The sequence below is a fragment of the Roseimicrobium sp. ORNL1 genome, assembly GCF_011044495.1.
Lineage (GTDB): Bacteria > Verrucomicrobiota > Verrucomicrobiia > Verrucomicrobiales > Verrucomicrobiaceae > Roseimicrobium.
The window spans coordinates 7,170,102-7,195,122 of the sequence record NZ_CP049143.1 but is presented as its reverse complement, the minus strand read 5'-3'; the positions used below and the strand labels follow the sequence as shown (position 1 = coordinate 7,195,122).

The 25,021-nt window shown below is 60.0% G+C and carries 27 protein-coding genes; 11 read left to right on the top strand and 16 right to left on the bottom strand.

Annotation, left to right across the window (positions count from 1 at the left end; translation table 11 throughout):
* Positions 1-51: 51 nt before the first annotated feature.
* Positions 52-627, top strand: coding sequence for a pseudouridine synthase (locus G5S37_RS29060; RefSeq protein WP_165209498.1), 576 nt, complete (start codon positions 52-54; stop codon positions 625-627).
* Positions 628-652: 25 nt separating this feature from the next.
* Entirely contained in the window at positions 653-1,009 is a 357-nt protein-coding gene (locus tag G5S37_RS29055) for a protein-tyrosine-phosphatase (RefSeq protein WP_165209495.1), read from the top strand.
* 1 nt (position 1,010) lies between these two features.
* On the opposite strand, the gene G5S37_RS29050 is transcribed toward G5S37_RS29055, so the two are convergent.
* From G5S37_RS29050 to trpS, 5 genes are all read right to left on the bottom strand, one after another.
* Entirely contained in the window at positions 1,011-1,400 is a 390-nt protein-coding gene (locus G5S37_RS29050) for a VOC family protein (RefSeq protein ID WP_165209492.1), read from the bottom strand.
* Between the two features lie 59 nt (positions 1,401-1,459).
* Positions 1,460-2,101, bottom strand: coding sequence for a hypothetical protein (locus tag G5S37_RS29045; RefSeq protein ID WP_165209489.1), 642 nt, complete (start codon positions 2,099-2,101; stop codon positions 1,460-1,462).
* Between the two features lie 160 nt (positions 2,102-2,261).
* The gene (locus G5S37_RS29040; protein ID WP_206026198.1) at positions 2,262-3,131 is read right to left on the bottom strand and encodes a hypothetical protein; all 870 of its coding nucleotides are present in this window, start codon (positions 3,129-3,131) and stop codon (positions 2,262-2,264) included.
* A gap of 315 nt (positions 3,132-3,446) precedes the next feature.
* A complete protein-coding gene (locus G5S37_RS29035; RefSeq protein ID WP_165209483.1) occupies positions 3,447-3,905 on the bottom strand; it encodes a hypothetical protein in 459 nt (152 codons plus the stop codon).
* A gap of 98 nt (positions 3,906-4,003) precedes the next feature.
* Positions 4,004-4,969 (bottom strand): tryptophan--tRNA ligase, encoded by a 966-nt coding sequence (gene trpS, locus G5S37_RS29030; protein ID WP_165209480.1) that lies wholly within the window; start codon positions 4,967-4,969, stop codon positions 4,004-4,006.
* A gap of 311 nt (positions 4,970-5,280) precedes the next feature.
* Here trpS and G5S37_RS29025 point away from each other — a divergent pair, with 311 nt between their 5' ends.
* The 3 genes from G5S37_RS29025 to G5S37_RS29015 all read left to right on the top strand — a co-directional run bounded on the left by G5S37_RS29025 (position 5,281) and on the right by G5S37_RS29015 (position 9,880).
* Positions 5,281-7,488, top strand: a complete 2,208-nt coding sequence (locus G5S37_RS29025) for a hypothetical protein (protein ID WP_165209477.1) — start codon at positions 5,281-5,283, stop codon at positions 7,486-7,488.
* A 91-nt stretch (positions 7,489-7,579) separates the two neighbouring features.
* Positions 7,580-8,623 (top strand): hypothetical protein, encoded by a 1,044-nt coding sequence (locus G5S37_RS29020; protein WP_165209474.1) that lies wholly within the window; start codon positions 7,580-7,582, stop codon positions 8,621-8,623.
* A gap of 54 nt (positions 8,624-8,677) precedes the next feature.
* Entirely contained in the window at positions 8,678-9,880 is a 1,203-nt protein-coding gene (locus G5S37_RS29015) for a right-handed parallel beta-helix repeat-containing protein (RefSeq protein WP_165209471.1), read from the top strand.
* 23 nt (positions 9,881-9,903) lie between these two features.
* Here the strand turns inward: G5S37_RS29015 and G5S37_RS29010 are convergent, their stop codons facing one another.
* The 4 genes from G5S37_RS29010 to G5S37_RS28995 form a co-directional block, all read right to left on the bottom strand.
* Entirely contained in the window at positions 9,904-11,037 is a 1,134-nt protein-coding gene (locus G5S37_RS29010; protein ID WP_165209468.1) for a cysteine desulfurase family protein, read from the bottom strand.
* A 94-nt stretch (positions 11,038-11,131) separates the two neighbouring features.
* Positions 11,132-11,959 (bottom strand): formate dehydrogenase accessory sulfurtransferase FdhD, encoded by an 828-nt coding sequence (fdhD, locus tag G5S37_RS29005; protein ID WP_240914740.1) that lies wholly within the window; start codon positions 11,957-11,959, stop codon positions 11,132-11,134.
* Positions 11,952-12,539 (bottom strand): molybdenum cofactor guanylyltransferase, encoded by a 588-nt coding sequence (locus tag G5S37_RS29000; protein WP_165209462.1) that lies wholly within the window; start codon positions 12,537-12,539, stop codon positions 11,952-11,954. Before G5S37_RS29000 ends, fdhD begins: the two co-directional genes overlap by 8 nt.
* Before the next feature lie 30 nt (positions 12,540-12,569).
* Entirely contained in the window at positions 12,570-13,028 is a 459-nt protein-coding gene (locus G5S37_RS28995) for an MOSC domain-containing protein (protein ID WP_165209459.1), read from the bottom strand.
* 115 nt (positions 13,029-13,143) lie between these two features.
* On the opposite strand from G5S37_RS28995, the gene G5S37_RS28990 reads away from it, so the two are divergent.
* The 5 genes from G5S37_RS28990 to G5S37_RS28970 all read left to right on the top strand — a co-directional run bounded on the left by G5S37_RS28990 (position 13,144) and on the right by G5S37_RS28970 (position 18,845).
* Positions 13,144-14,904, top strand: a complete 1,761-nt coding sequence (locus G5S37_RS28990; RefSeq protein WP_165209456.1) for an alpha/beta hydrolase-fold protein — start codon at positions 13,144-13,146, stop codon at positions 14,902-14,904.
* 29 nt (positions 14,905-14,933) lie between these two features.
* On the top strand, positions 14,934-15,689 hold the full coding sequence (locus G5S37_RS28985) for a TSUP family transporter (protein ID WP_165209453.1): 756 nt from the start codon (positions 14,934-14,936) through the stop codon (positions 15,687-15,689).
* Positions 15,690-15,780: 91 nt separating this feature from the next.
* The gene (locus G5S37_RS28980; protein WP_165209450.1) at positions 15,781-16,281 is read left to right on the top strand and encodes a hypothetical protein; all 501 of its coding nucleotides are present in this window, start codon (positions 15,781-15,783) and stop codon (positions 16,279-16,281) included.
* Between the two features lie 24 nt (positions 16,282-16,305).
* Entirely contained in the window at positions 16,306-17,547 is a 1,242-nt protein-coding gene (locus G5S37_RS28975; RefSeq protein WP_165209447.1) for a C39 family peptidase, read from the top strand.
* A gap of 47 nt (positions 17,548-17,594) precedes the next feature.
* Entirely contained in the window at positions 17,595-18,845 is a 1,251-nt protein-coding gene (locus tag G5S37_RS28970) for a M1 family metallopeptidase (protein ID WP_165209444.1), read from the top strand.
* Positions 18,846-18,878: 33 nt separating this feature from the next.
* Here G5S37_RS28970 and G5S37_RS28965 read toward each other — a convergent pair whose 3' ends face one another.
* From G5S37_RS28965 to G5S37_RS28940, 6 genes are read right to left on the bottom strand one after another with little or no spacing between them, the layout of a single operon-like run.
* The gene (locus G5S37_RS28965) at positions 18,879-19,406 is read right to left on the bottom strand and encodes a hypothetical protein (protein ID WP_165209441.1); all 528 of its coding nucleotides are present in this window, start codon (positions 19,404-19,406) and stop codon (positions 18,879-18,881) included.
* Positions 19,407-19,449: 43 nt separating this feature from the next.
* Positions 19,450-19,746 (bottom strand): hypothetical protein, encoded by a 297-nt coding sequence (locus G5S37_RS28960; RefSeq protein ID WP_165209438.1) that lies wholly within the window; start codon positions 19,744-19,746, stop codon positions 19,450-19,452.
* 47 nt (positions 19,747-19,793) lie between these two features.
* Positions 19,794-21,116, bottom strand: coding sequence for an aminopeptidase P N-terminal domain-containing protein (locus G5S37_RS28955; protein ID WP_165209435.1), 1,323 nt, complete (start codon positions 21,114-21,116; stop codon positions 19,794-19,796).
* Positions 21,117-21,170: 54 nt separating this feature from the next.
* Positions 21,171-22,235 (bottom strand): PDZ domain-containing protein, encoded by a 1,065-nt coding sequence (locus tag G5S37_RS28950; protein ID WP_165209432.1) that lies wholly within the window; start codon positions 22,233-22,235, stop codon positions 21,171-21,173.
* Positions 22,232-22,627 carry a hypothetical protein gene (locus G5S37_RS28945; protein ID WP_165209429.1) on the bottom strand — a complete coding sequence of 132 codons (396 nt, stop codon included), beginning with the start codon at positions 22,625-22,627 and terminating at the stop codon, positions 22,232-22,234. The genes G5S37_RS28950 and G5S37_RS28945 overlap by 4 nt, the downstream gene beginning before the upstream one ends.
* A gap of 27 nt (positions 22,628-22,654) precedes the next feature.
* Positions 22,655-23,611, bottom strand: a complete 957-nt coding sequence (locus G5S37_RS28940; RefSeq protein ID WP_165209426.1) for a trypsin-like peptidase domain-containing protein — start codon at positions 23,609-23,611, stop codon at positions 22,655-22,657.
* A gap of 179 nt (positions 23,612-23,790) precedes the next feature.
* Between G5S37_RS28940 and G5S37_RS28935 the strand changes: the two genes are divergently transcribed.
* Positions 23,791-24,090: a hypothetical protein gene (locus tag G5S37_RS28935; protein WP_165209423.1), complete on the top strand. Its 300-nt coding sequence runs from the start codon at positions 23,791-23,793 to the stop codon at positions 24,088-24,090.
* A gap of 145 nt (positions 24,091-24,235) precedes the next feature.
* Here G5S37_RS28935 and G5S37_RS28930 read toward each other — a convergent pair whose 3' ends face one another.
* Positions 24,236-25,009, bottom strand: coding sequence for a sigma-70 family RNA polymerase sigma factor (locus G5S37_RS28930; RefSeq protein WP_165209420.1), 774 nt, complete (start codon positions 25,007-25,009; stop codon positions 24,236-24,238).
* Positions 25,010-25,021 lie beyond the last annotated feature (12 nt).

Genomic DNA, 25,021 nt, shown 5'->3' with positions numbered 1-25,021 from the left:
CCACTCATCACCCTTAACTCGTAGCTTATAACCCCATAACCTTTCGCCCTCTTGCTCCTCGCCTTCTACAAGCCCTACGGCGTGCTCTCGCAGTTCACCAAAGAGCATCCCACGCATCGCGTGCTCGCAGAGTTTGGCTTTCCCAAGGATGTGTATCCCATCGGGCGGCTGGATTCGGACTCGGAGGGATTGCTGTTGTTGAGCGACGAGGCAAAGTGGAACGAGCGGCTGTTGCATCCCAGGCACGGGCATGCGCGCACGTATCACGCCCAGGTGGAACGCATTCCTGAAGAAGCGGCCCTGGAAAAACTTCGCCGTGGTGTGAAGTTGCCGGATTTCACCTCGCTGCCGTGCAAGGCGACGCTGGTGGAGCCTGACCCACCACATCCTCCGCGGGTGCCGCCCATTCGTGAACGCAAGAGCGTTCCCACGAGCTGGCTGGAACTCACGCTGACTGAAGGGAAGAACCGACAGGTGCGGCGCATGACGGCGGCCGTGGGGTTTCCCACGCTACGGTTGATTCGCGTGGCCATAGGCGCATTTGCGTTGCGCGAGTCAGGATTGAAAGAGGGACAGTGGCGGGAGCTTACGCCGGTGGAGATCAAGCTGGTGCTGCAGCAAGATTGATTGAGGAGCCTGTCACTGATCGATCATGCCAGATCCTCTCCGCGTTCTCTTCGTGTGCGCCATGAACCAGTGGCGCAGTCCCACCGCGGAGGCCATGTATCGGCATGATACGCGCCTGCAGGTGCGCTCTGCTGGAGTGAGGTCGGAAGCAAGGCGGCGGCTCAGCGACTCCGATGTCGCGTGGGCGGATGTCATCTTCGTCATGGAGCACAAGCAGAAGGCTCGCATCCAGGAGCAGTTCCGTGAGGTGCAGCTCCCGCCCGTGATGGTGCTGGACGTTCCGGATGACTACACCTATCTCGATCCGGAACTGCAACGGCTCCTGCAGGCATCCATCGAGCCGGAACTACAAGCGCTGCTGGAACTCCGCGCTGGCGGATAGCTTATCGCGTCTCCTGCCCCACGAACACGAGGCAGTCGTTCGGATCATCGATGTGAAACTCGGTCATGCCGTACTCCCGGACTTTGATCTCCGTCATGCGTCCCGGCAGCTTGCAGGTCTTCGCGTGTTCGTACACGGAGCGGATGTCATCCACTTCGATGTAAACCTCTGTGTGGCCTCGTACTGCGGTCATCACGGATTCGTCCGCGGCCTTCATGAAGTGGATGGTGGCGCCATCGCGAGCGACGATGGAGTACTCGGCCGACTGCATGGTCACCGTGAAACCCAGCACCGTGGTGTAGAAGGCGAGCGTCTCCTCCATGTCCGCCACGGCGAGCATGGGGCTGATGCGTCTCACTCGGGCGGTGGTCGGGGCGGGTTCGGCGCTCATGCATCCACCTTGGGCGCGGCTGGATGGCGGGTCCAGTGGCGATGTGGAAAAACAGCGCCCTACTTGTCATCCTTCGGAGCTTCCAGCTTCGCCATCTCGAAGGTGCCTGCGACCCGTCCACTGTAGAGCTCCACGGCGCGGCGCGCTACAATGTCGATGATGGCGGGCTGCAACGTGCGCGCGGCGATGTTGGACACGGCCATGGAGGCCCAGACCACGGGGCTGTTCCAGCGGAGCACCTGCCACACGGGCAGGATGCGGCGGTACCACTTGCCCAGGGCCTGCACGGTTTCGTGTTGGATCACTTCGCGTCCTTTTTCCCAGGTCTTGATGGCCGTATGCGCGCTCACATCCACCAGTCGGCCCACCGTGCGTGTTTGCAGGAATTCCGTCACGTCCGTTGCGGCAAGTTGCAGGGCCTTCGTGAAATGGCTGAGCCCCGGGGCGAGCAGGGGTTGGGGTGAGTTGGGGTGATACACCGCCGCGATTTCGCGTACCAGCTTGGGAATCTCATCCACGAGCGGCGGCAGCCACTCCGGATTTGGATTCTTGTTCCAGCGCAGCCGGTTCTTGCAGGCCTCCACCGCAGCCAGCGCCGCCTGATCCCGCTCACCGGGAAGCATGGCAAACAAATCCGCAGCCGCCGCATGCTTCGTCGCGCGCAAATCCGCGAAGAAGCGCAGCCCGAACCAGATGCTCACCCCACCAAGGCCGCATATGACTCCTGCCAGAAATGTAAAAAAGTGACTCCACATGCAACGCAATCGCGCCTGCTCGCGGAAATCTGGTCTGCGTGGAGCGCGTGCGCAAGGAAGAGATCAGGGCAGAGTCATCAGGGAAGCGGAGGATTTTGCGATCAATTTAGGCAGCCAAGGACGCTGGCATCTGTCGCGCGGCGTCCAGTGTAACGGACGCAAGCGTTTCACGGCGACGTCGCAGCAAGGGCAGGCACAAGCCCAGGCTGAGTAGCAGAGCTCGACCGGGTTCGGGCACAGCGAAGACGACACTCCCGGTATTGTCTATGGTGAAGGTTCCTTCGTAGGTCACTCCGTTAGTGCCGTTCTGCCCCCCCGCCAGCCGGTAAAGATCCAGCGCGGTTCCGGGGTAGGCGATACCGTCGCCGCTTGATCCAACGATCAACGATGGATTGAACACGCCAAAGACCAAGCCGCTTGGGGCATCCGCGCTGACCGTTTCAGACCAGTCCATATAAGGGGTGCTGTTGATGGTGTGATCCCAGATAACGGCATAGGTATTGCCAAGTGCCGTGTCCTGGAGAATGAACTGGTTCTTCATTGTCTGGAAGCGGGTGGATATGAGACCGCGGTTGACCGAACTCGCGCTCAAGGGAGTGCTTTGGATCCCTATCGTCGGTTGAGGCGACGTGAGGTAATCGGTGGTCGCATTGTCTCCGTTAAAGTCCCTGGGATTGCCGACCACAGACCACTGAAGGCCTTCGTCTTCATACCAAGTCGCACCGAAGGTGCTGCCCAAAAGAGTTCCGAGATTACCGACGCTTACGGAGAACGATGAGGGGGCATCCCGATAAAGCGAGGCTTGGCCGATGTTGATTACGACATTGTAATCGACTCCATTTTTGTGGAATCCGAGGAGAAGGTCGCCTTGAGTATAGGTGACCGCCTGCGCGTTGGCGATGGTGGGAATGAGCGTTAGCATCGCGCTCAGAGCTGCAACCATGAGCAGCCGGAATGATGTGTTGTGAGAGCTCATCGAATGGGTGGTACGAGGATTTGTAGACAAATGTGCAACATCTGCTTGATGGTTGCGCATCGACAAAATTCGCTCTTCTGCTCATGAACTCCCGGAAAGTTTTTCCACGTTTTCGATACAAAATAAACTTGGGAAAACACGTCCCGCCGTGATGGAATATCCGCGCGTAGGGACTATTTATTGCGTTACCTCCGGACGGAATATTCACCTCGCCATTGCATGAGCCGTCGGAAGGTGATTAATTTCTCCACCACGTGGCTTGATGCAGCGCGTCTTCTGCGTCGTCAGATTTCCACTCAAACTGGTCGCGCTGTCTCAGAGACCACTGGCGTCGGCCTTCTTGCCTTTTTCCAGCTTCTCGCAGGCTTCGATGTCTTTGATGCAGAAGAAATCGGGATGCTTGGGCCAACGGTAGGCGATCAGCTTGGGTTTGCTCGCGCGCTCCCATCGGTTGTCCTTCTTGTCGAAGCGCCAGTTGGTCGCGGCTGACGTGTCATACAGCTTCAGGAGGGACTCGATATCCTCGTCCGTGATCTTCTTGTCCTGGCGGTGGATGATTTCCCAAACGGATTTGTCCCCGGCGAACACGACCTCGATGTCGAAGCCGTTTTTGTTGTACTTCCACGTTTCCACGCCGTCCGCCTTGAGACGGTCGTTGGATTTCTTCCCGTCTCCATAGCGAGCGCCGACTTCCGCTCGCGTTTCGCCCACGCGAGCAAGCGTGGGGGAGCAGAGCAGTACGAGGGCTGCGAGGGTTCCGAAAAGGGTCTTCATGGAGTGAGCGGTTCTAGTGCGGCGAAAAGTCCGGCAGCGTGGGAACGCCGCCGCACCTATTACAGACCGTACCTGGAGGTTCTCTCCAGAAGTTTTGCTCAACCGAGTCCCACTGCTTTGCGCACCCGTTCAACGGTCTTCTTCGCCACCGCGCGAGCCTTTGCCGCACCGTCCTGAAGTACGTCTTCGACGTAGCCGGGCTTGGAGAGGATTTCAGCGCGCTTCTCGCGGGCTTCGGCGAAGAACCCCCACAGTTTTTCCCAGAGGCGCTTTTTGAAGTCGCCATAGCCCACGCCTCCTGACAGGTGGTCCCGCTCCATGGCCGCCACTTCCTCAGAAGTAGCCACGAGACGGTAGAGCGCCACGATGCTGCTGCCTTCGATTGGCTTCGGCTCATCCACGGGAGTGGAGTCCGTCACGATGGCCATAATCTTTTTCTTGAGAGGTTTTTCGTCCTCGAAAAGTCCAATCGTATTGCCGTAGCTCTTGCTCATCTTGCGCCCATCCGTACCGAGCACCACAGCGGTTTCCTCGCGGATGCGTGCTTGGGGAATCTTCAGCAGGCCTTCACCATAGGCGAGATTCATCTTCACCGCGATGTCGCGGGTCACTTCCAGGTGTTGCTTCTGATCCTTGCCGACTGGGACGAGGTCACTGTCGTAGATGAGGATATCCGCCGCCATGAGCACCGGGTAGGTGAAGAGACCGCTGTTCGGCGTGATGCCGTTGGCGATCTTGTCCTTGTAGCTGTGGCAGTTCTCCAGCATCGGCATGGGCGTGACGGTGTTGAGGATCCAAGAAAGCTCCGTCACTTCGGGCACGTCACTCTGGCGGAAGAAAACCGCCTTCTCCGGATCGAGTCCGCAGGCGAGGAAATCGATGGCCAGATTTCGCACGTTTTCGCGCAATACCTTGGCGTCCTGGATGGCGGTCAGGGAGTGGTAGTCTGCGATGAAATAAAACGCCTCTCCTTCGTGCTGAAGCTGCAGCGCGGGCTGCATCATGCCGAAGTAGTTGCCGAGGTGAAGCCGGCCGGTGGGCTGGAGTCCAGAGAGGATGCGCATGGGGTGGCGAAAGTGCTTGCGACAGGCATAAAGTCAACCTAGGGAACTTTCCGTGACCTTCATTCCAGGACAGACCACGCGTGGTGCGGACGCCCAAGAGGCGGCCAGCGCGCCCCCGTGAAGCCGTCTCCATGTGACGCCCGCCCGCAGCCCCCTTGAATGAGGGGATGCTGCTCATGCCGCTGCTCCGCTTCTAGCGAAATCTCTCTTTCGCGGAGACTTTTACCCTGCCTCGTGGAGCAGCGCCCGTTCTATGGATTGTGCCCGACTGTTTCCTGCGCTGAATGAAGTTGTTCCGTCATTTTTCCCTTTTGCTTGCGACCGCCGCTGTGGCGACGCTGACTTTGCTTCCCTCCTGCGACAAGGATGGGGACGAAGGCAAGGAAACCAAGGGCAAGGATTCCTCCAAGGAAAAGTCGTCCGCCCAGTCCAAGTCCAAATCGAAGTCAAAGTCGAAGGGGAACAAGGCCCATCCGGCGGACGACAATCCCGCGGAGACCAGCCAGGCGATTGAGGCTTTCACCGGGGCGCACACCCGCCTCGTTTGGGCCAAGGCTGCCGGGGCCAATGAGGGCGACACCTTTGCGCAGAGCGAGAAGCTCCTGCTCATGGGCATCGATAGCCGGGACGGCAAAGGCGAGCGGGCCATTCTCCCCAAGACCGCCAACTACTCCCGGCCCCTGCTCTCTGACAGCGGCGAGTCCATTCTCTACACGGACAAGAACACCGTGCGCAAGGGTGGGAAGAAACACTACAGCCCCGTCATCTACCGCACCGACTGGAAGGGCTCTCCTCCGATGCGCCTCGCGGAAGGGTATGCGGTGGACTGCTGGAAGGATCCTGTGAGCGGCACCGAGTACGTGTATGCGGTGTCCAACCTGAAATCGACCAAGGGCCTGTCGCTGGAGGGGGAGAAGCTGATTCGTTTCCCCCTGGAGGATCCTTCGAAAATCGAGGTGATGTACGATGATACGCCCATCACGCCGGACAACATCCAGTTCTCCCGGGATGGCACGCGGGCCAGCGGGCAGTTTCCCTGGCCGCACTCGGGTGTGTTGATGCGCTCCGGAGACAAGTATACCGCGAAGAAAATCACCACCGGCTGCTGGAGCGGTCTGGCGCCGGACAACAGCGGTGTGGGGTGGACCTTTGATGGCGAACACCGCAAGGCCGCCATGACGGCTGAGGACGGCGAGAAGACCTGGTCCATCAACCTCAGCGAGGCCGCAGGCATGAAGGGCAGCGAGCTCTACCATCCACGGTGGAGCAATCACGCGCGCTACATCGTGATCACCGGGCCCTATGCGAAAAGGAAGGGTGAAGATGGGTCCGTGATCAACAAGGGAGGCGGCTCTGCGCAGGTCTACCTGGGACGCCTCTCCGAAACGGCGGACAAAATAGAGGGCTGGCTCCAGATTTCCCACGACAACAGTGGCGATGCTTATCCCGATGCGTGGATCGCAGATGCGAAGAAGGCGGATCTCAAAGGCTATGCCATTCCTGCGGCAGTCGCGCCTTCGGGCACCTCGGTCATTGCCAGTTCCTGGCCCACGAGCAAGGAGGGCATGCTCTTCTTCTGGAAGGATCGCACCACGCTGAATGCCTTCACCACGCGCGATGGTGCGAAGCATGAATCCGTGCTGGCCGCGCGCGATGCGGCGCGCTACGGGCGCGTGGGGGAACTGCTGCTCGATGGCGGCACGTATGAGGCGGAGGCGGAATTTGTGAAGGAGGCGGTCGCTCACCTGCGCACGCAGCCTGCCGCTACGTTTGAGGCAATCCTGTTGCCCGGGCAGTACGAAGGCATGGCACCGAACGCTCCGCTCACCACCATATTCAGCGGATCGGATTTCACCCTTGGTGAAGACGCCGGCCATCTGGTCCTGGCGAAGAGCTCGGCGGTATGGAGAAGCAAAACCGTCCTGCCGACCTCCCCCTTTCATCTCGCCGTGACGCGCAGTGCAGAAGGTTTTGAGGCCCACGTGAACGGCGAGCCCCTGGAACTGGATTCCATGCCCGGTGGCTCTGCGAAGCCGGGGCCGGAGTCGCTCACCCTCGGTGGAGGTTGGAATGGCGGCCTGCTGCAGGTGGCCTTGTACGATCGCATCCTGACCGATGAGGAGATCGCCAGCAATGCGCACGCTGCCGGGGCACGCATCGCGACGTTTCCGCCGGCCCCACCGCGCGTGAAAGCTCAGGGCAAGCTGGTGGAGATTTCCCCCATGCCCACTCCGGAAGGCATCTCCCCCTACACCGGCGCCATGGTCGCCTATGTGTATGAACTGGAGAAGGTGCAGGAGGGCGCCCTGGATGCCAAGACCGTGCTGGTGAAGCACTGGGCCATGCTGGGTGAGAAGCCCGTGCAGGGTTTCCCACGCGAAGCAGGCAAGTCGTACGAACTGTCGATCGAGCGTGAAGCTGACCATCCCCAGTTGAAGGGAGAGCGCGTCATCGATGACACCACGGCCTTTGGCCAGGAAGCGTGGTTCGACGTCGCCTCGCCCCGTGTGGCTCCTTGATAAATATGACATCGCCGCTCGCGAATATTTGTCCACTCCGCCTAGTTTCCTTTCGTTCCTTTTCACCATCCCAACCTCGCTGTCCCCGATCATGAAACCGTTCGTCGCATGTGTCCTCGCCGCTGCTGCCTTCATGGCTGCCGGCGCTCCTGCCCTCCAGGCGCAAGATTTCCCGGAAGCCGTGAAATCTGCCTTGTCCGCCTCCCAACCCACGGACCTCTCCGTGCAGGGCGCAGACAAGAACTGGTTTTTCCTGCGCAAGGAACTGGAACACCTCGCGAATGGCGATCTCGCTGCGGTGGACATGGCGAAGGTGAACAAGGAGGGCACGGACCCGATTCCCGCGATCACGAAGTACGCACAGGAACTCAAGGCGCTGGGAGTAGAACTCCTGCTCGTGCCCGTACCGCCGAAGGCCGCCATCTATCCGGAAAAGCTGAGTGCCGGTGCGGACGCGAAAACCGTTCCGAGCCTGCTGCCTTACTACGAAAAACTGAAGGCCGCCGGAGTCGAAGTGCTGGACCTGGAGACGGTCTTCAAGGCCGAACGCGCGAAGGCGGATGGCAAGCAGCTCTACTGCGCGACCGACTCCCACTGGTCACCCCAGGCGTGCCAGATGGTAGCGAAACTCGTGGCGGAAAAGCTCAAGACGAATCCCGCCATCGCCCAGGCAGGCATGAGTGGATTCGCAACATTGCCGGTACAGGATCTGGAATTTCATGGCGACCTCCTGACGGATGCACAGAAGTCCTCTGTGCCGAAGGAGAAGCTGCCCATGCAGCGTGCGGGCAAGTCGGCGGGCGCGGACGTGACCACGGTGGAAAGTGACCCGGCGAGCCCGGTGCTCGTCATGGGCGACAGCCACCTGCAGGTGTTCCGTCGTGGTGGTGCCATGCTCGCCCAGCAGGGTGGCTTTGTGGATCACCTGCAGGTCGAACTGGGCACGGCCGTGGAAGAGTTCTCCATGCAGGCCGGTGGTGCCGATGGACCCCGTCGTGAAATCGCGCGCGCCACGGTGAAGAGTCCCGACTTCTGGGCCAAGAAGAAAGTCGCCGTGTGGGTCTTCACCGCCCGTGAGTTCTCCTTCGGCAAGTGGAACCCAACCATCCCGGCCAAGGTGGTTAAGAAGTCGTAGTTCGTCGGTCATTCGGGAAAGATTGCGTGGCATCGCTCCTTAAAGGGCTGTGCCATGATTCGCCGCCACTTCCCTACTGGGACCTTGCAAAGCGCCGTTGCGCTTTTGTTGCTACTTCTGTCTCCAGTGACCCGCTCCGTCCGTGCGGCGGAGGTGAATGTTTCCGATCGGACGGCGCTGGTGAAAGCGCTGCAGCAGGCGACGCCCGGCACGACCATCCGCATCGCGCCGGGAACGTATCGTGGGGGCCTCGACGCCACCGGGCTGAAAGGTGAGAAAGACAAGCCCATCGTGATTGCCGGAGCGGACCCGAAGCAGCCACCTGTGTTGGAAGGAGGTAATGGAGGCATTCACCTCAGCGGCTGCAGCCATGTGGAGATCCGTGACCTCCATATCACTGGGGCGACGGGCAATGGGGTCAACATTGATGATGGAGGCGATCGCAACACTCCGTCACGCGGCATCGTGCTGCGCCGGCTCACGGTGACCAACATCGGTCCAGAGGGGAATCGCGATGGCATCAAGATGTCCGGGGTGGATGGATTCACCATCGACGGATGCCACGTGGAGCGCTGGGGCAGTGGCGGCTCGGCGATTGATTTCGTAGGATGTCATGAGGGTGTGGTGGAGAACTGTGTCTTTACGCATGACGCCGGAGCTGCGGCACAGGGCAGCGGCGTGCAAAACAAAGGCGGCAGCCGTGGGATTACCATTCGCCGCTGCCGGTTCACCAATGCGGGCAGCCGTGCGGTGAATGCCGGCGGGAGCACCGGACTCGAATTCATGCGACCGGAGAATCCGGGGTTCGAGGCGAAGGACATCACGGTGGAGGATTGTTACTTCACCGGCTCGGCTGCGCCTGTGGCGTTTGTAGGAGTGGACGGCGCGGTGTTTCAGCGGAACACGATCTATCGCCCGACCCGCTGGGTGCTGCGCATCCTACAGGAGAATCAGAACCCGGGCTATGCTGCCTGTCGCAATGGCGTTTTCCGGGAGAACCTCATCGTCTTCCACGCGAGCGACCTCTCAACTGCGGCGAATGTGGGCGGAAGCACCGAGCCGCAGAGTTTCCGCTTCGAGAAGAATGCGTGGTACTGCGTGGATAGTCCCACGCGCACGCAGTCACTTGTGCGCCTGCCGGTGGCTGAGGTCGGTGGAGTCTATGGCACGGATCCGATGCTGAAGGATCCTGCTGCGGGTGACTTGGCCAAGGGCAAGGAGAGTTCGCTGAAAGAGTATGGCGTGAGCGAAAAGTGATCGCGATGACGTGGTGACGAACACTACCCATCCAGGCTGTCACGCACGCGTAGTATGGCTGCCAGCAGGCCGTGCCACTCTTCTTCGCAAGTTTCCCATCCGCTGCTGATGCGCAGTACGCGCTTCATCTCCTCCGGCGTGGCGCCGATGGCCTGCAGCACCTGGGAGGCCCCATCGTGTCCGGCGCTGCAGGCGGAGCCGGTGGAGACGGCGAAGCCCTGCTGGCTGAGGCGTGCGAGCCATTTGCGATGATCGTGCCGTGGCAGGATGAGCATGCTGGTGTTCCACAGGCGTTCAGCGTTCTGGCCGACGATCTTGGTGCCGGGGATTGCCTGGCAGATCTCTGTTTCAAATTTTTCGCGAAACTCTTTCTGCTTCACCGAAACGGATTCGAGCGTGGGCGTGAGCGTCTCCAGCACAGTCACCATGGCCCCGATGGAGGGATAGTTCTCCGTGCCTGCGCGCCGCCCCTCCTCTTGGGGGCCGCCGATGAGAAGGCCAAGCGATTCGTCTTCGGATCTCAGCACGAGAAATCCGATGCCCTTGGGGCCTCCAAACTTATGCGCGCTGCCGGTGATGTAGTCGCACTCCCCCAGCTGCATGGCGGGCATCTTGCCGATCCATTGCGTGGCATCGCAGTGGAATCGTACACCTGCCTCGCGGCACGCGAGCGCGATCTGTTGCCAGGGAAGCAGCGTGCCGCATTCGTTGTTTGCCGCCATGATGGTGACCAGTGCAGGGCGTTGTGACTGGGGTTGCAGTGCGGTGGCGAAAGCCTCCCAATCCAACGAAGTGTCTGGCAGCGACGGCACCTCACGCACGCGCTTGCCAAATGTCGCTCGCAACGGAACCTGCACGCTGGGATGCTCCATGCACGAGGTGAACACGGTGCTGTCGCCTGGCAGCTTCGCGGCGAGCATGCGCAGCACGGCGTTGTTTGCCTCCGTGGCGCCGGAGGTGAAGACGATGCGCTGTGGCTCACAGCCCAGTAGTTCACCGAGACGTTCGCGTGCTTCCTCCAGCCGGTGTTTTGTTTCCGCGGCTTCGCGGTAGAGACCAGAAGGATTCTGCCAATGACGCTCGCTTGCCTTCAGCCATGCGTCCCTCGCCACGGGGTGCAGCGGGGTCGTGGCATTGTGATCGAAGTAGCCGGGCATGGTGAGTGAGTAGCGTGCAGTGAAGATGGATGGTGCGCAAGGGAGGCTTCGCTCCGGAAAACTCAATCCCTTTGCTGCTTCGTTGCTTTGCGTTTTATCCCTCGTGCACGACTCGCTCCCTGCCCGTGTACACGTTCATGCGGTCACCGCGGAGGAAGCCCACCAGGGTTTGTCTTGAGTCCCTGGCGAATTGCACCGCGAGGCTGCTCGGCGCGGAGACGGCGGCCACGAGTGGGATGCCGCCTGCGAGCGCCTTCTGCATGATCTCGAACGAGACACGGCCGCTCACCATGAGAATGCATTTGGAGAGCGGGAGTGCGCCAGACATCAGGGCGAATCCCAAGACCTTGTCCAGGGCGTTGTGGCGGCCCACGTCTTCGCGGAGCACGATGAGGTTTCCTGCGAGATCGAAGAGGGCGCTCGCATGCAGGCCTCCCGTTTGCTCAAAGGTGGACTGAGAGGCGCGCAGCTTGTCCGGCAACTTGAGCAGGAGATCTGATGAGACCTGCCAGTCTGTGGTGACTGCCGGGAACTTCTGAAACACGGAGTCGATCGTCGCCTTGCCACACACACCGCAGCTGCTTCCGGAGAAGACATGCCGCGTGAGCGAGTCCCAATTCATCTCCACGCCGGAGAGCAGCACATCGGCCACATTGCCCTGCCCTTCCGAGCGGCTGGGGCAGACGGAGAGCTCGAAGATCTGGGAGCCGTGTTGCACCACGCCTTCCGTCAGCAGGAAGCCAGCGGTGAGTTCCTCGTCATGTCCCGGCGTGCGCATGACCACAGCGAGGCTGCGGCCTTCCACGCGAATCTCCAGCGGCTCCTCCGTGGCCACAACGTCGTCGGCACGAATGGCTGCTTCTCCGCGCACTAAGCGCGAGAGCCTCACGGGTGTCGAGGCATCAAGGTCTGCGTCACTCAAGGTCATCAGGAGTGTTTACGTTTCTGAACTGGTCATCCTCCATGTGGGAAGGTTCATGTACGAACATGAGACCTGCGTCTACAGCAGCCTGGGCGATGGATTGGAGCCGGTAGTCGTGAGCTTGCACTGCGGCGCGCAGCAGTGGGGTGGCAGCCGGAGGATACAGTGCAGCCAGGGTTTCATAACCGAAGGCCTCGTTGTGAAAAATCACGCCCCGGTTCTCCGCGACTCCTTCCTCCACCATCCGCCGCAGCAGATCCGGGCTCATCTCCGGCATATCCACCGCCAGTGCGAGCAGCGGCATTTGCACCAGCTCCAGACAACGCAGCAGCGCCGGCAGCGGTCCGGCGTTTCCGGGAGGATCGTAAACGATCTCCGCGCCCAGCGCCTGGATGTTCTGCTCTTCACGGCAGGCGATGAGAAGCCGGGTGGGCCGGAGGGAGCTGAGCTTCTCGAGTTGCACACTCCAAAGTGGGCTGCCACCCCAGTCCAGCCACGCCTTGTCCCGACCCATGCGGAAGGATCTGCCCCCGCAAATGAGTGCGGCGGCAAAGGGCGGAAGGCCGGGGTCCGGGTTCATGTGAATGCCACGCGGTTCGTTTATCTATCTCTATCTATTCCTTCGCAGGACACCGTCGCTCAAGATGCGTGCTCGCAGGCCGCCGCTGCCTTTCAGCAGTTCTTCTGCGCCCGGAGCGAAGGCTGTGTTCATCCAGTAGCAGGGGGCGGCCTCCTGGGTGCCGATGAACCGTACGCCCTGCAGCTCGAACTCGGCGCCGATGAGGCTGTTCAAGTCCACGCCGCGCACGATGACATTCCGGCGGAAGACAGAGGGGTCTTTATCTGTCACCTGCATCTGCTCGCACAGGCGATCATACACTTCCTCGGAGAAAAAGGTGATCTGTCCCTTGTAGTCTTTCTTGAAATCGAAGTAGCGATCGCCCTTGAGGCCCTTGCCCGTCACGCATTCCACTTCCGGGACCTCTACCATGAGCGTCTCGCCCGCGGGCTTGCCGTGGTGACCCACATAGACGTGCGCCGGGGAAATGTAGATGTGCCGGATTTTCATGGTCCTATCCTTACAAGGAGCATACGCATGCCGGGACCTCCTCGCAATGGTCCCCGTCGTCGTCCCGTGACGATTCTTGCCACGTGTAGAAATCCCCGCCACACTCCGCTCCACCATGCGCCTGCCCCTTCTCTTGCTTTTGCTCCTGCTCGTACTCTCGCCCTCTCCTCAGGCGAAGGCGGCGGAACCGGAGTTTCCTCTCACGGAGGATTCCAAGCCGCGGGCCGATGTGCCCAAGGGGGAGATGATCAAAGATACCTACACCAGCGCTGGAGACATTTTCCCGGGCACGCAGCGTGAGTACCAGCTCTACATTCCCCACGGGCTGGACCGCTCGAAGCCCGTTGCCTTCATGGTGTTCCAGGATGGCGTTATCTATCAGGCGCCGGTGGTGTTCGACAACTTGATCGCGAGGAAGGACATCCCGCCCCTCATCGGTGTCTTCATCAAGCCAGGCGTGGTTCCCGCCGCGAACGAGAATGCGCTGCCGCGCTTCAACCGCAGTTATGAATACGACAGCATCGCGGATAACTACTCACGCTTCCTGATTGAGGAGTTCCTGCCGGCCATCGAAAAGAAGCACGGCATCAAGCTGAGCACGGACCCGAACGATGCTGCCATCTCCGGAAACAGCAGCGGCGGCATCGCCGCTTTCATGGTGGCATGGCATCACCCAGATCGTTTCCGTCGCGTCTTCACGGGTGTGGGAACCTATGTGGGTATCCATGGCGGTGACCGTCTGCCGGTGCTGGTGCGCAAACTCGAGCCCAAGCCCATCCGTATCTTCCTGCAGAGCGGCACCGGGGACAACAACCTGTACTGCGGCGATTGGTGGATGGCGAACCAGATGATGGAGCGCTCTTTTAGCTGGGCTGGCTATGAGGTGAATCACGCGTGGGGTGAAGGTGGCCACAATGGCAAGCACGCCACCCAAATCTTCCCCGACGTCCTTCGCTGGCTGTGGAAAGACTGGCAAACGAATGAGGAGATCAAGGCGAATGCGAAGGGAGAATCAAAGTGGAAGGGATATGAGGTGCTTGTGGAAGGTCATTCGTGGACGGAGGTTCCTGCGTCCGGCGGTCCCTTTCGGTGGGAACACATGGTGGCTAACAGCAAGGGAAATGTCATTGCGTGGGGAACCAGTGCGCCTGAGTGGACGTTTGTTGAATTCGATACGAAGGGGAAATCCCGAAAGCTTGATCTGCCAGTTGAGGCTCCGCGCGCGGTCGTGTGGACTCATGACGATACGATGGTGGTGTTGTCAGGCAATCCCAACAAGAGGAAGCTGGTTCTATTCAAGGTGGGAGCGGACGGAAAGGCAGCAAAATGGGCCGAGGGCATCGGAGGCTATCCCGATAACATGGTGATGACCCATGATGGCACACTCTACTGCAGCGATGGAACCTGGCTTGCGGGTGTGAAGCCATCAGGGGAGGTCTTTGATGCGACAGGGATTATGGATGTGCACATTTCAAGCCTCGCGCTTTCTCCAGACCAAACGCAACTATACACAATTTCCAGCTCGGTATCCGGAGCGGCCGATGCATGGAAAATCCAAGGCGACGGTAAGGTTTCCGATCGCCAGCATGGCTTTTATCAATTGGAAGGAGGAGGATATGCCAGCAATCCTTGCGTCGATCAGGAGGGGAGATTCTACACAGCGACAGGCGAGGGAGTCGAAGTGTGTGACCAAGCAGGGCGCGTGAACTTTATCATTGCAACTCCCGAGCCTCCGGGTTGCATTTGCTTCGGTGGTAAGGATCTTAGCGAACTCTTCATTGCATGCGGCGACAAGATCTACAAGCGTCCCATGAAAGTCCGTGGAGTAGTCAGTGGCCAGATGCCGCCCATCAAGCCTGCGGCACCGAAGTTGTAGGGCGGGTTCTGTGATTTCATCAGACAATCATGCCACCCCTGACCCTCGCGCTTCTTTTCCTCGCCGGATTCGCGGGTGGGTTCATTGATGCGATCGCGGGCGGTGGCGGGCTCATCACGGTGCCGGCGCTGCTGGCATCGGGTGTGCCGCCACAGGTGGCGCTGGGGACAAACAAATTTCAGTCCACGTTTGGCACCACCATCGCGGTGTGGCGGTATGCGCGGGCGGGGTTGATGAAGACACCGTGGCTGTGGCTCGCGGTGGTGCTCGCTGGTCTTGCCAGCATGGGCGGAGCCATCGCGGTGAGTGTGCTCAGCAAGGATCTGCTGAAGCAACTCATTCCCTGGATGCTCGCCGCAGTGGCGCTGTACACCGCGCTGAACCGTCACTTCGGCATCCACACCGGACCGCGCAGGATGCCATGGGTGACCTTCGCGATCATCTTCGGCATCGCGCTGGGATTTTATGATGGCTTCTTCGGACCCGGCACCGGTTCGTTTTGGACCGTGGCGTTGGTAATGCTGCTGGGTTTGGATCTACGCACTGCGACCGGCTACACGAAGGCGGCGAATCTTGCCAGCAACGTCGGCGCTCTTGTCATCTTCCTGGCGAATGGCTCAGTCCACTTCGCGGCTGGTGGCGCCATGATTGCCGGGCAGCTTCTGGGAGCGAGGCTCGGGTCGGGGTTGGTGATTCGCCGGGGCGCCGCCTTCATCCGCCCGGTGTTTCTTACGGTCGTGTTTGCGATGACACTGAAGCTCCTGTGGGATGCGTGGCGGGGTTAGGAAAAGGCCGCTGGCATTTTGTCTTCCCCTTCCTGAGAATTCGTCTTACGCTGGTGCGTCCGTTGAATTCTCACCCGCCATTGGCATTGCCATGAAATTCCTTCTGCTGCTCCTGGCTGGCGCGTTCCTTTTCGCTGCGCCAAACCTTCCGGCCATTCCACAAACCGTTGGCGGCATCTTTCTCAATGCCAGCGGCAATCCCCGGCGTCTTCCGATTGAGGATTGGTTCAAGGAGCCGGGCCATTGGCAGCTTTCAACCCTGCCACAAGTCCCGTGGATCATGGGAACGGTGCCAACCGGACGCATGCTCAATGATCCTGGGCAGGTGTTTGGCTTCACGGCCGATAATGTGACCGTAAACTCCTCGGAAACCGGGCCCGAGATCATTTCGGTGGCCGTCGGATTCAGTGCAGACAAGACGAAGGTGGCGGGTCCCGATTTGCTCAAACGTCTCTCCCGCAACGTGGCTGCTTTCACAGGGGCTCCTGAGGTAAGGCTCAAGGACGGTGACCTTTCCTTTGTCGGCAAGGAATACACTGTGGTGCTCAAGGAGTGGAAGTCCGGTGCGGTGACCGCCACGTTGAAGCGTTGAGTAGCCAGCCCGCTTCCTCCTCCCATGTCCGCTGCGACGCGTTCGTGTCTCCTGCTGCTCATGGCGGTAGCGTGGTGTATCACCGCACATCAGGTATTTGCCGTCGATGCCGCTGCCTTTGAGCGTGCATTAGGCACACCCAACCTGTGGAAGTCACCAGACTTCGTCCGTCTCTGGACGCGTGATCCGGCGGATGGAAATGCGCTCGTCTCGCGCGCCGCGCTGGACGGTGAGGTCGAACTCTTCGGTATCAAGCCGGATGCCATTGCCGCGCGTTTTCTGCCCAGTGCCGAGGTGCACTCCATCAGTGTGGTGGTGCTGGATGCGGGGAACTTTTTCGGGTTTGAGAATTCAAACGTGCAGGGGGATTCCATTGAGGCGGCGAGGACACGGTTCGATACCGAGTTCACCTTGCGCAAGCAACGTCTGCAAGATGGCCTTCGTAAGATGGGCTTGCAGCCCCAAGGTGAGATCATGCTCGGTGAGCGCAGTGGCCTGCGACTGCGCGCGCAGCTTTGGATGGGCGCTGGCGGTATTGCGCGAGTCGTGAGCAAGGAGAAGCAACTCCTGCAGGTGGACTTCTTTCGCAGTGAGCGCGAAGCGCGAAGCCTGATGGCACAACCTGAAAGCGCCCGGATTTCTTCCTCCCTGGAAAAGCCCTCGGCGTTGGCCGGGATGCATGCGCGTCCTTCACCGGAGGCGCAACCGGAGCGCCGCATCCCCGGGGTTCCCATGCTGCCCCAAGGCAATCGTGGCTACTGCGGCGTGGCCATTCTGGCGATGATTGCGAATCACTTCGGCCTGACCTGCAGCGTGGAGGAGCTGGCGGTGGTGAACGGCTTCACCTATGGCGCGGAATCAAATCCGGATATCCGGGAGATGTTTGGCCAGATCGCACGGGAGGCGGGCATGAGAGCGCAGCGCTCGCCGAAGCTGGATATTCAATTGCTGAAGCGCACCATCGATGCCGGCATGCCGGTGGTTGTGTTTCGCCGCTGGTCGCAGGAGCGGGATTATTTGCATAGCGTTTATTCCTCCAGGATTGCACAGGGCGAAAAGGCCGAGCTACCGGTGGCCAGTAGCGATGACAGGAAGAGCTGGCCGGGAAGGGATGCTCCCGCGCACGCCAGCATCATCAATGGCTATCGTGATGATCGGCGCGAGGTGATCTTCACCGAAAGCTGGGGGCCTCAGGCGCGAAATCGAAGAATGCGCTATGAAGAGCTGGAGGGCACCAGCTATTATGTGGTGTACTTCAGCAAATGAATCATTCGGCGGCGAACAGATCTTCGCGGGACGCTGTCCCATGCGGGATGATTTTTTCCCGTGCCGCGCTGTGTTGTTCCGTATTGCTCCTGCTGGGAGCTACCGGCCTGGTGGCGCGTGAGTGGAAGAATAGTGACGGCCGCACACTGGAGGCGGAGATGCTGGGGGTGGAGAAGGATTGCGCCGTGGTGGCGCTGCCGAATCGCCAGCGTGCAAGCTTGCGCATTGCCGATCTTTCCCCCGGAGATCAGGCATGGATCAAGGAGTGGGCTGTGGGAAAGACTACCCTGCAGGCTCTGCCTCCCGCGCTGCCATTGCCAGCCAATGTGCAGCAGGCGCCCATTCATGTGAAGGGCGGTGCCTTGAGCGATGGCGAGTATACCTTCAGCAGCAAGCACTATGACTTTGTGTGTGATGCGGAGATGTCTACTGCGGTGATGAACGACTTCGCGACGGTGGCGGAGGGCACGATCAAGCTGCTGCATTCGCTGCCCGTGAAGTTTCCCTCGCTCGAGGGTCGGACCCTTCAGGCGCGCATTGTGCAGAGCCGGGATAATTATGCGAGGGCGGGTGGGCCTGCGGGCAGCGCCGGTGTTTTCATGAGCAACGGCCGTGGAGAAGGGGTGTTGCTCGTGCCCTTCGAGAGCCTGGGCATCGTGAACTTCATGGGGAAGAACACGAAGGGCGACGGTTACAAGGCCACCGTGCTGATCCACGAGATGGCGCACCAGGTCACGTCTGATCTGATTCCCCTCATGCCGCGCTGGATGACCGAGGGCATCGCGGAGTACGCCGCGATGATTCCGTATCGCAATGGTGTCTTCTATCTTGGCGAACGCGAGCGTGTACTGGCGATGCGGCAGCGCATTGAGTTCTACCAGCAGCTCACGCGTGCCGGCGTGGACTTCGGCGGCCGGTGGGTCATGAAGCCGAGCGAACTGGTGAGGACCGCATCACAGCAGTGGGACACCACCCGGGAGGGGCATGATGCGCAAATCACCCTCCACCGCCTCTACATCTCCTCCATGTACTTCACGCACTACCTTCTGCACATGGCAGACAATGGTGATGCACGGCGCATCCGAAACTATTTCCACGTGGTCGGTGATGGCTCGCGCTGGCTGCGCACACGCGGGCGGGAAGGTTCCCTGCCTGAGGAGGTGGAGAGCAACGAGCGTGCGTCGCTGGACGAAGTACGTGGCATGTTTCTGAAAGCGCTCTTCACCCCGGATGAACTGGATGCCATTGATGCGGACTTCGATGCGAAGTACCGGGCGCTGGGTGTGGGGTTGAAGTGATATCCATCGCGTCGGTTTCCTGGCCGTGCCGGTTTATTGGTCTGGAAGGGGAACGTCGCGAGCCGTGAGGTAGCTGTTGTATTTGTCTGAGGAGGCGCGGATGAACACCAACTGCTTTCGACCATCCGGGTGGTACACGTGAACCTGGCCACAGCCGAAGCAAATGACGAGGTCATAGGTGCCCTTTGGCCCCGTGGCACGCAAAGCATGCCGGGGATCGAAGCAGGCTGCGCCCTCCCAAGCGCCACGTGTGGATTCAGTGAGCACGTTCACAAGTGAGGCACGATCTGCCGCCGAGCTGAGAACGGTCTTACCGTAGATGCGGTGATTGCGAAGGCTGTCATTTGAATCACCCGCATCGGACAAGGGGTTGATGGAAAACAAGGTGGCTTCGGGGTCTGTCTGGAGGGCTTCCACGACCTCGGCGGGAAAATAATTGAAGGGTGTATAACGATACTGCACGAACACGACGATGAAGAGCAGCGCCCCCAAGCCGAGCACAGCGAGGCATCCGATGCGGATGCAGGATTGCTGGCGAGAGGACTTTTCAGCTTCCTTCATGATTTGTCGCTTATCTCGCTATCGATTGCCCGGTCCAAGTCGCCTATTCCGATTTGGTCGGGTCATTGGACGATGACATACTCCGCTTCTGTGTCAGCAGATACTTCACCGCCATTCCCAGTCCGGAGAACTTGAAACTTGGATCCACATACTTCTCGATCACATAGAAGGCGAAGTAATAGACCCGGCAGAAGGCCCAGACGCACATCACGAGGAACAACGCTCTTTGCCAGGCGGAATACTCAGACCCAAAGACAACGAGCGCGCCTGAGAATAGCCCGATGAATATGAACAGCGCGGCCTTGAGCTTCATGCTGGCGAAGCTGGTCAGGTCACGCATGATTGAGTCGAGCGAGTGGAGTGGTGAGGCCTTGCCTGGTGGCGTTCCTACTTCTTTTTCTTCGCCGCGGAAGCCATCTCGGCTTCGATGTCATCCGCCTCGATGGGGATGGCGTCCATGAGATCGACCGCGCCCTTTTTGGTGATGAGCACATCGTTCTCCAGGCGAATACCGATGCCCTGCTCACGGATGTAGAGACCGGGCTCCACGGTGAAGACCATGCCAGGTTCAATACGACGCCACGAGCTGCCCACATCATGCACATCCAGACCCAGGTGATGGCTGGTGCCGTGCATGAAGTACTTCTTGTAGGCCGGCTTCTCAGGATCCTTGTCCCGGGCCTCCTTCACTTCTTTTTTGGTGAGCAGCTTCAGCTTCAGAAGCTCGTCTTCCATGAAGGCTCCCACCTTCTCCTGGTATTCCTTCAGCAGGACGCCGGGCTTGAGCATCTTCTTGGCTTCGCGCTGCACCTTGAGCACAGCGTTGTACACCGCACGCTGCCATTTGGTGAAGGTGCCTCCTACGGGGATGGTGCGCGTCAGGTCGGCGTTGTAGTTCCCGTAGCGTGCGCCGAAGTCGGTGAGCAGCAGATCGCCATTCTGACACTGGGAATCATTCGTGTTGTAGTGAAGCGCGCAGGCATTCTTCCCGCTGGCAATGATGGGGGAGAAGGCATGCCCTTGTCCGCCCCTGCGGATGAACTCATGGATGAGTTCCGCCTCCACCTCATACTCCATCACGCCCGGCTTCACGAAATGAAGCAGTCGTTGGAAGGCAGAGCCGGTGATGTCGATGGCCTGCTTGATGACCTTCACTTCATCCGGGCTCTTGATGACACGCAGTTCGTGAAGGATGGGCGCGAGGCGGTGGTAGTGGTGCAGGGGAAACTCGTGCTGGCACCGGCGGGTGAAGCGCATCTCGCGTGTCTCTACGTCCACTGCAGCGCGCAGGTGCTCATTGCTGTTGAGATACACGTTCTCCGCCTGGCACATCACATTGCGGAAGACATCGTCGAAACGATCCAGCCAATGAATGGACTTCACGGGAATGCCCGTGCGATCCGCCGCCTGTTGCTTGGTGAGTTTTTCACCTTCCCAGATGGCGATGTGCTCATTCGTCTCGCGCACGAAGAGCATCTCTCTTTGTTTCTCATCCGGCGCATCAGGAAAGAGAATGAGCACGGTCTCCTCCTGGTCCACGCCTGTGAGGTAGAAGAGATCGCTGCTCTGCACGAAGGGCATGGTGCCGTCCGCGCTGGTGGGGTAGGTGTCATTCGCGTGAAGAATGACTACCGCGCCGGGCTTCAGCTTTTTGCGCAGTTGCTTGCGGGCATCGACGAACAACGAAGAGGGCAGCGGGCGATAACGCATGCGTGGAGAGTGAACGGTCAGAGCGCCGCCGTCAATAGGGCCGCACCAGCTATTCTATTCTCCCACCGCCGAGGCGGTTTTTGGGCTGTTCTTTTTCCGATCTTCTTCCATCCACTTGGTCATCTTGGGAAGGAAGGATTCGACAGGAAGGGCGTAGTTGGTCACTCGATCCACCCGGGCGATATTGAGGGCGACGGCGCGGCCTTCGAGATCGAACAGGGCGCTTCCGATGTCCTCTGGATCCAGCGGCAGGTCGTGCTGGATGACCTCGGGAAAATTGTCCGTGCGCAGGGAGACGCCGTGGTTGGCGAAGTCTTCGCCCTGCCAGTTCATGACCACGTGCTGCTTGCTGGCGAGCTTCACCTCGCAATCGGATTCCGCGCCTTTGCGGGAGTAGCGGAGCTTCAAGATATCCCCAGGCCGGTGGGCGGAAATGATGCGCGCCACGTTTTCATTGCGGAAGACCTTCTCCCCATTCACCGCCATCAGCACGTCCTCGGCCTTAAGCCCGGCCGTGTCCGCGGGACTGTCGTCTGCGACCTCCTCAATGGTCACTCCCACTTCCGCGTCGTCCACGCCGAACCGGACACCCAGGACCGCGCCGGAGTCCGGGATGGCACGGCGCCGCGCACTCATCACCCCCATGCGGATTTCCTTGGACGGACCGGTCATGGAGAAGACCCACTGCCCAATCTTGAAGGAGGCGGATTCTCCCCATTTGACGGGAGGGAGGCTGGCCCCTTCGATTTTCAGGAGCAGGAGATTGAGGGCGTCATCCTCTTTCACCTCACGCACGTCCACCGCAGTGCCGTCCGTAAGATAGGCGCGCAAGGGCTTGCGCTGCGCGGCTTCACTGGCTGCGGTGAGGATGTAGCCATCGGGCGAAACGATCACTCCCGGCACGGCGTGCGTGCGTGAAGCTCCCAGCCGGATGGTGGCAGCGATGGCACCTTGGGGGATATTCCCCAGCGCCTCCAGCGTACTGCTGCCATTGGTGCGGTCGTCATCCCTCAGCACAGAGGGCTCTGCTGCTGTCAGCGCGGGGATCGCGGTGAGCAACGAAGCCAATGCGAGCAACGTTCGCAGGCCGAGATAGGAGATGCAGTTATCAAAAGTCATTGGAAACTTCCGTCCTTCCAATTCCAATAGCCAATCGGGAGGTCCAGGAGACACGGTGAGATTTCAATGCGCTCCAATATTGAGTCCTCCTCCGACTCTTTAACGCATACCGAAAGCGCGTACTCGACCCGGTGTTCGGGGCCGGCTTTCGTTGCCCAGAAGCCTTCCAACAAATCCATCACGTTGTGAAGAGCGGTGTCCACGGCAGTGGCGACCAATTCTTGAAGGTCGTTGCTGTTTGCTGGAACAGGAGAGGACTCAACAACCTTCAATGCTTCTGTTCGGCAGTGCTGCATCAAATGATATCCAAACGTATGTGCTGCATCCTCGGCGCGATTGAAGGCATCGACTCTCCACTCTGTATATGGTTTTGGTGCTGCTGATGTGTCCATACGAATGGGTAGCTTGCCAAAGGTTCTCTACTCCTGCGGCTGTCTCCCCAGCTTCACCTCCACCAGGCGATCCACATCACCCGATTTCACCTTGAGCGTCACCAGTTCACCGGTACGCCGGGCCCGGATGGCATCCCGGAAGTCGCCGCGCTCGGCCATCTTCTTGTTGTTTACACTGAGGATGACGTCGCCTTCCTTCAGGCCGGCTTTCACGGCTGGTGAGTCCGGGGCGATCTTGCGCACGGCAAGGCCTGTATCCGTGCCTTCAGTGTAGACGCCGATCCAGCCACCATTGCCCTGTTCCCAGAGCGAGATGGTTTCACCCTTTTTCATGGCGTCCCAGGCGCGCAGGAAGGGGGCCATGCTCACATGGAGGTTCTGGTCACGTCCCTTCCAGATCCGGCTGTGAATGCCGATGACCTCGCCATTCAGGTTGAAGAGGCCGCCGCCACTGTCTCCTCCCATGAGCACGCAGTCACTTTGAAGGGTATTGGGCGCGATCTTCACCAGCTTGCCGATGCGTAGCACCGGACCGCGAGCCGCGTCCCAGCCGCCGGGATTGCCAACGGCAAAGCACCACTGTCCCACGTTCAGCTCACGCACATCGCGGGCGAGGGAAGCGTAGGGCCAGGCCTTGGCGGGAGGGGGGAGCTGCAGCATGCCGGCATCCGTGGCATTATCTACGCCGAGACTGGTGGCTTCCACAGTCCGGCCGTCGTGCAGCACGATGTTGCACTTTTTTTTGCCACCTTCCGTGACGTGCGCCGCCGTAAGGATCAGGCCGCTGGGGCTCACGATGACACCGCTCCCCGTGCCGCCGCCGCACTGCACCGTGACCACGGCCTGGCGTGCCCGGTCATACTGGGACTGCACCTGTTGCTGCACAGAGAGCAGATCCTCGAGACGAAATTCTTTCCCCCATGCCCGGGACGAACTCACCGACAGGCAGGCGAGCAGCAGGCAGAGATGCAGTTTCAAAGGCATTGGAGACAGAAATACAATTATACCGGGTCTGGCGATGGCATACAAAGAGTTTGACCCGTGTAAGGGGTCCGCCCGTTTGGATGCCGCGAAGTGCAATAGGTAAGAGTATAAATCCGCCAATTTGTTGAACCGCGCCGCTCCTTCCACTGTCGCAATTTATTGGAAGGGAGGTGAATCCTATGTTGGACCTCATCGTACTCGGGCTGGTTTGCCTTGTGGCACCCTGGTTTGCGAAAATGTCGGGCTACGAAACGCCCCGCAAACCCTTCGACCTGGTGGGCATTGCAGGCATTTTCTTCCTGCTCGGCACGTCTCTCTCCATGGTAGTGGAGCATGTGGCCTGGCTGAAAGTGCTCGGCATCTTCATCCTTGGTCTGCCCTATGCCGTGGGAGTGCTGCTGCTGACGCTGGGAGCCCTGTGGGGCACCATGGAAGTGCTCCGCGAGCCTGGTCACATCATGGGCAAGCACAGCATCTGATGGCGCGGCTGTCGCGCTTTCACACACACATGGACGCTAACCCGGGCGGGAGTTCCCCGGGCGGCCCCGGCTGGTGATTTGCTGGCCGGGGAAATGGAATGGCACCCTGAGATTTGAAGCCGGAGCGAACAGCGAACGCGCGGCGTTACTTCTCGAAGCAGCGCCAGAGGTAGCTGAGCTCATCGTCGAGCTCCTTCTCCGCCACCATCGGCTTGATCACCTCTTCGAGGGTCTGGCGGAATTTTCTGCCGAAACGCGAGACGCGCTGGCGCATGTTCACTTCCGTGATGCCCAGTTTTGCAGCCGCGGTGCTGTAGCTCTCGCCCTCACCGCGCTTGCGCAGGAGGAATTCCTGCAGCGTTTCAAATTCCTCGCCGCGGTTCTCCGCAGTAAATTTCGCGCGCAGGCGATCCAGCGCCTCACGGAAGGTGGCCACGGTCCATGCGCGATCGAATTCCTTGTCCGGAGTGTTTTCGTCCCGGGGTTCCACCGCGGTGCGGTTCGTCTCGCTGGGGAACTCCGCAGCCACGTGCACGATGCGCCCACCGCGCTTCTGCGCCTGCTGCTTGCGGCGATGGTTGGAAACGTAGTTGTCCAGGTAGCTCAGCAGGAAGGAGCGGAATCGTCCCTTCTCTGGATCCGCGCGGCGCAGGTAGCCGCCGTGGATGAGCCACGTGATGAATGACTGCGCGATGTCCTCCGCGTCATGGTGCTCGTAACCATGCTTGAAGCGGAGAGCGACATAAATGGGGTGCCGATAAATACGGCAGATCTCCTCCAGCGCACTCAGGCCCTCCTTGCTGTCAGCGCCATCCTTGGCGCGATTCACGACGTCCCAGCGCGTGACGAAATTGGGGTCGTGTTGTCCCCGGCCAGTCGTGGTGCTGGGAAAGGATGAGGTCGTATAGTGGTCACTCATGGCGGGGAAGGG

Coding starts and splice junctions, on each gene's coding strand:
- G5S37_RS29055 (WP_165209495.1), top strand. CDS start 653: ATGCCAGATCCTCTCCGCGTTCTCTTCGTGTGCGCCATGAACCAGTGG.
- G5S37_RS29050 (WP_165209492.1), bottom strand. CDS start 1,400: ATGAGCGCCGAACCCGCCCCGACCACCGCCCGAGTGAGACGCATCAGC.
- G5S37_RS29040 (WP_206026198.1), bottom strand. CDS start 3,131: ATGAGCTCTCACAACACATCATTCCGGCTGCTCATGGTTGCAGCTCTG.
- G5S37_RS29035 (WP_165209483.1), bottom strand. CDS start 3,905: ATGAAGACCCTTTTCGGAACCCTCGCAGCCCTCGTACTGCTCTGCTCC.
- trpS (WP_165209480.1), bottom strand. CDS start 4,969: ATGCGCATCCTCTCTGGACTCCAGCCCACCGGCCGGCTTCACCTCGGC.
- G5S37_RS29020 (WP_165209474.1), top strand. CDS start 7,580: ATGAAACCGTTCGTCGCATGTGTCCTCGCCGCTGCTGCCTTCATGGCT.
- G5S37_RS29015 (WP_165209471.1), top strand. CDS start 8,678: ATGATTCGCCGCCACTTCCCTACTGGGACCTTGCAAAGCGCCGTTGCG.
- G5S37_RS29010 (WP_165209468.1), bottom strand. CDS start 11,037: ATGCCCGGCTACTTCGATCACAATGCCACGACCCCGCTGCACCCCGTG.
- G5S37_RS29000 (WP_165209462.1), bottom strand. CDS start 12,539: ATGAACCCGGACCCCGGCCTTCCGCCCTTTGCCGCCGCACTCATTTGC.
- G5S37_RS28995 (WP_165209459.1), bottom strand. CDS start 13,028: ATGAAAATCCGGCACATCTACATTTCCCCGGCGCACGTCTATGTGGGT.
- G5S37_RS28990 (WP_165209456.1), top strand. CDS start 13,144: ATGCGCCTGCCCCTTCTCTTGCTTTTGCTCCTGCTCGTACTCTCGCCC.
- G5S37_RS28985 (WP_165209453.1), top strand. CDS start 14,934: ATGCCACCCCTGACCCTCGCGCTTCTTTTCCTCGCCGGATTCGCGGGT.
- G5S37_RS28980 (WP_165209450.1), top strand. CDS start 15,781: ATGAAATTCCTTCTGCTGCTCCTGGCTGGCGCGTTCCTTTTCGCTGCG.
- G5S37_RS28975 (WP_165209447.1), top strand. CDS start 16,306: ATGTCCGCTGCGACGCGTTCGTGTCTCCTGCTGCTCATGGCGGTAGCG.
- G5S37_RS28970 (WP_165209444.1), top strand. CDS start 17,595: ATGATTTTTTCCCGTGCCGCGCTGTGTTGTTCCGTATTGCTCCTGCTG.
- G5S37_RS28965 (WP_165209441.1), bottom strand. CDS start 19,406: ATGAAGGAAGCTGAAAAGTCCTCTCGCCAGCAATCCTGCATCCGCATC.
- G5S37_RS28960 (WP_165209438.1), bottom strand. CDS start 19,746: ATGCGTGACCTGACCAGCTTCGCCAGCATGAAGCTCAAGGCCGCGCTG.
- G5S37_RS28955 (WP_165209435.1), bottom strand. CDS start 21,116: ATGCGTTATCGCCCGCTGCCCTCTTCGTTGTTCGTCGATGCCCGCAAG.
- G5S37_RS28950 (WP_165209432.1), bottom strand. CDS start 22,235: ATGACTTTTGATAACTGCATCTCCTATCTCGGCCTGCGAACGTTGCTC.
- G5S37_RS28945 (WP_165209429.1), bottom strand. CDS start 22,627: ATGGACACATCAGCAGCACCAAAACCATATACAGAGTGGAGAGTCGAT.
- G5S37_RS28940 (WP_165209426.1), bottom strand. CDS start 23,611: ATGCCTTTGAAACTGCATCTCTGCCTGCTGCTCGCCTGCCTGTCGGTG.
- G5S37_RS28935 (WP_165209423.1), top strand. CDS start 23,791: ATGTTGGACCTCATCGTACTCGGGCTGGTTTGCCTTGTGGCACCCTGG.
- G5S37_RS28930 (WP_165209420.1), bottom strand. CDS start 25,009: ATGAGTGACCACTATACGACCTCATCCTTTCCCAGCACCACGACTGGC.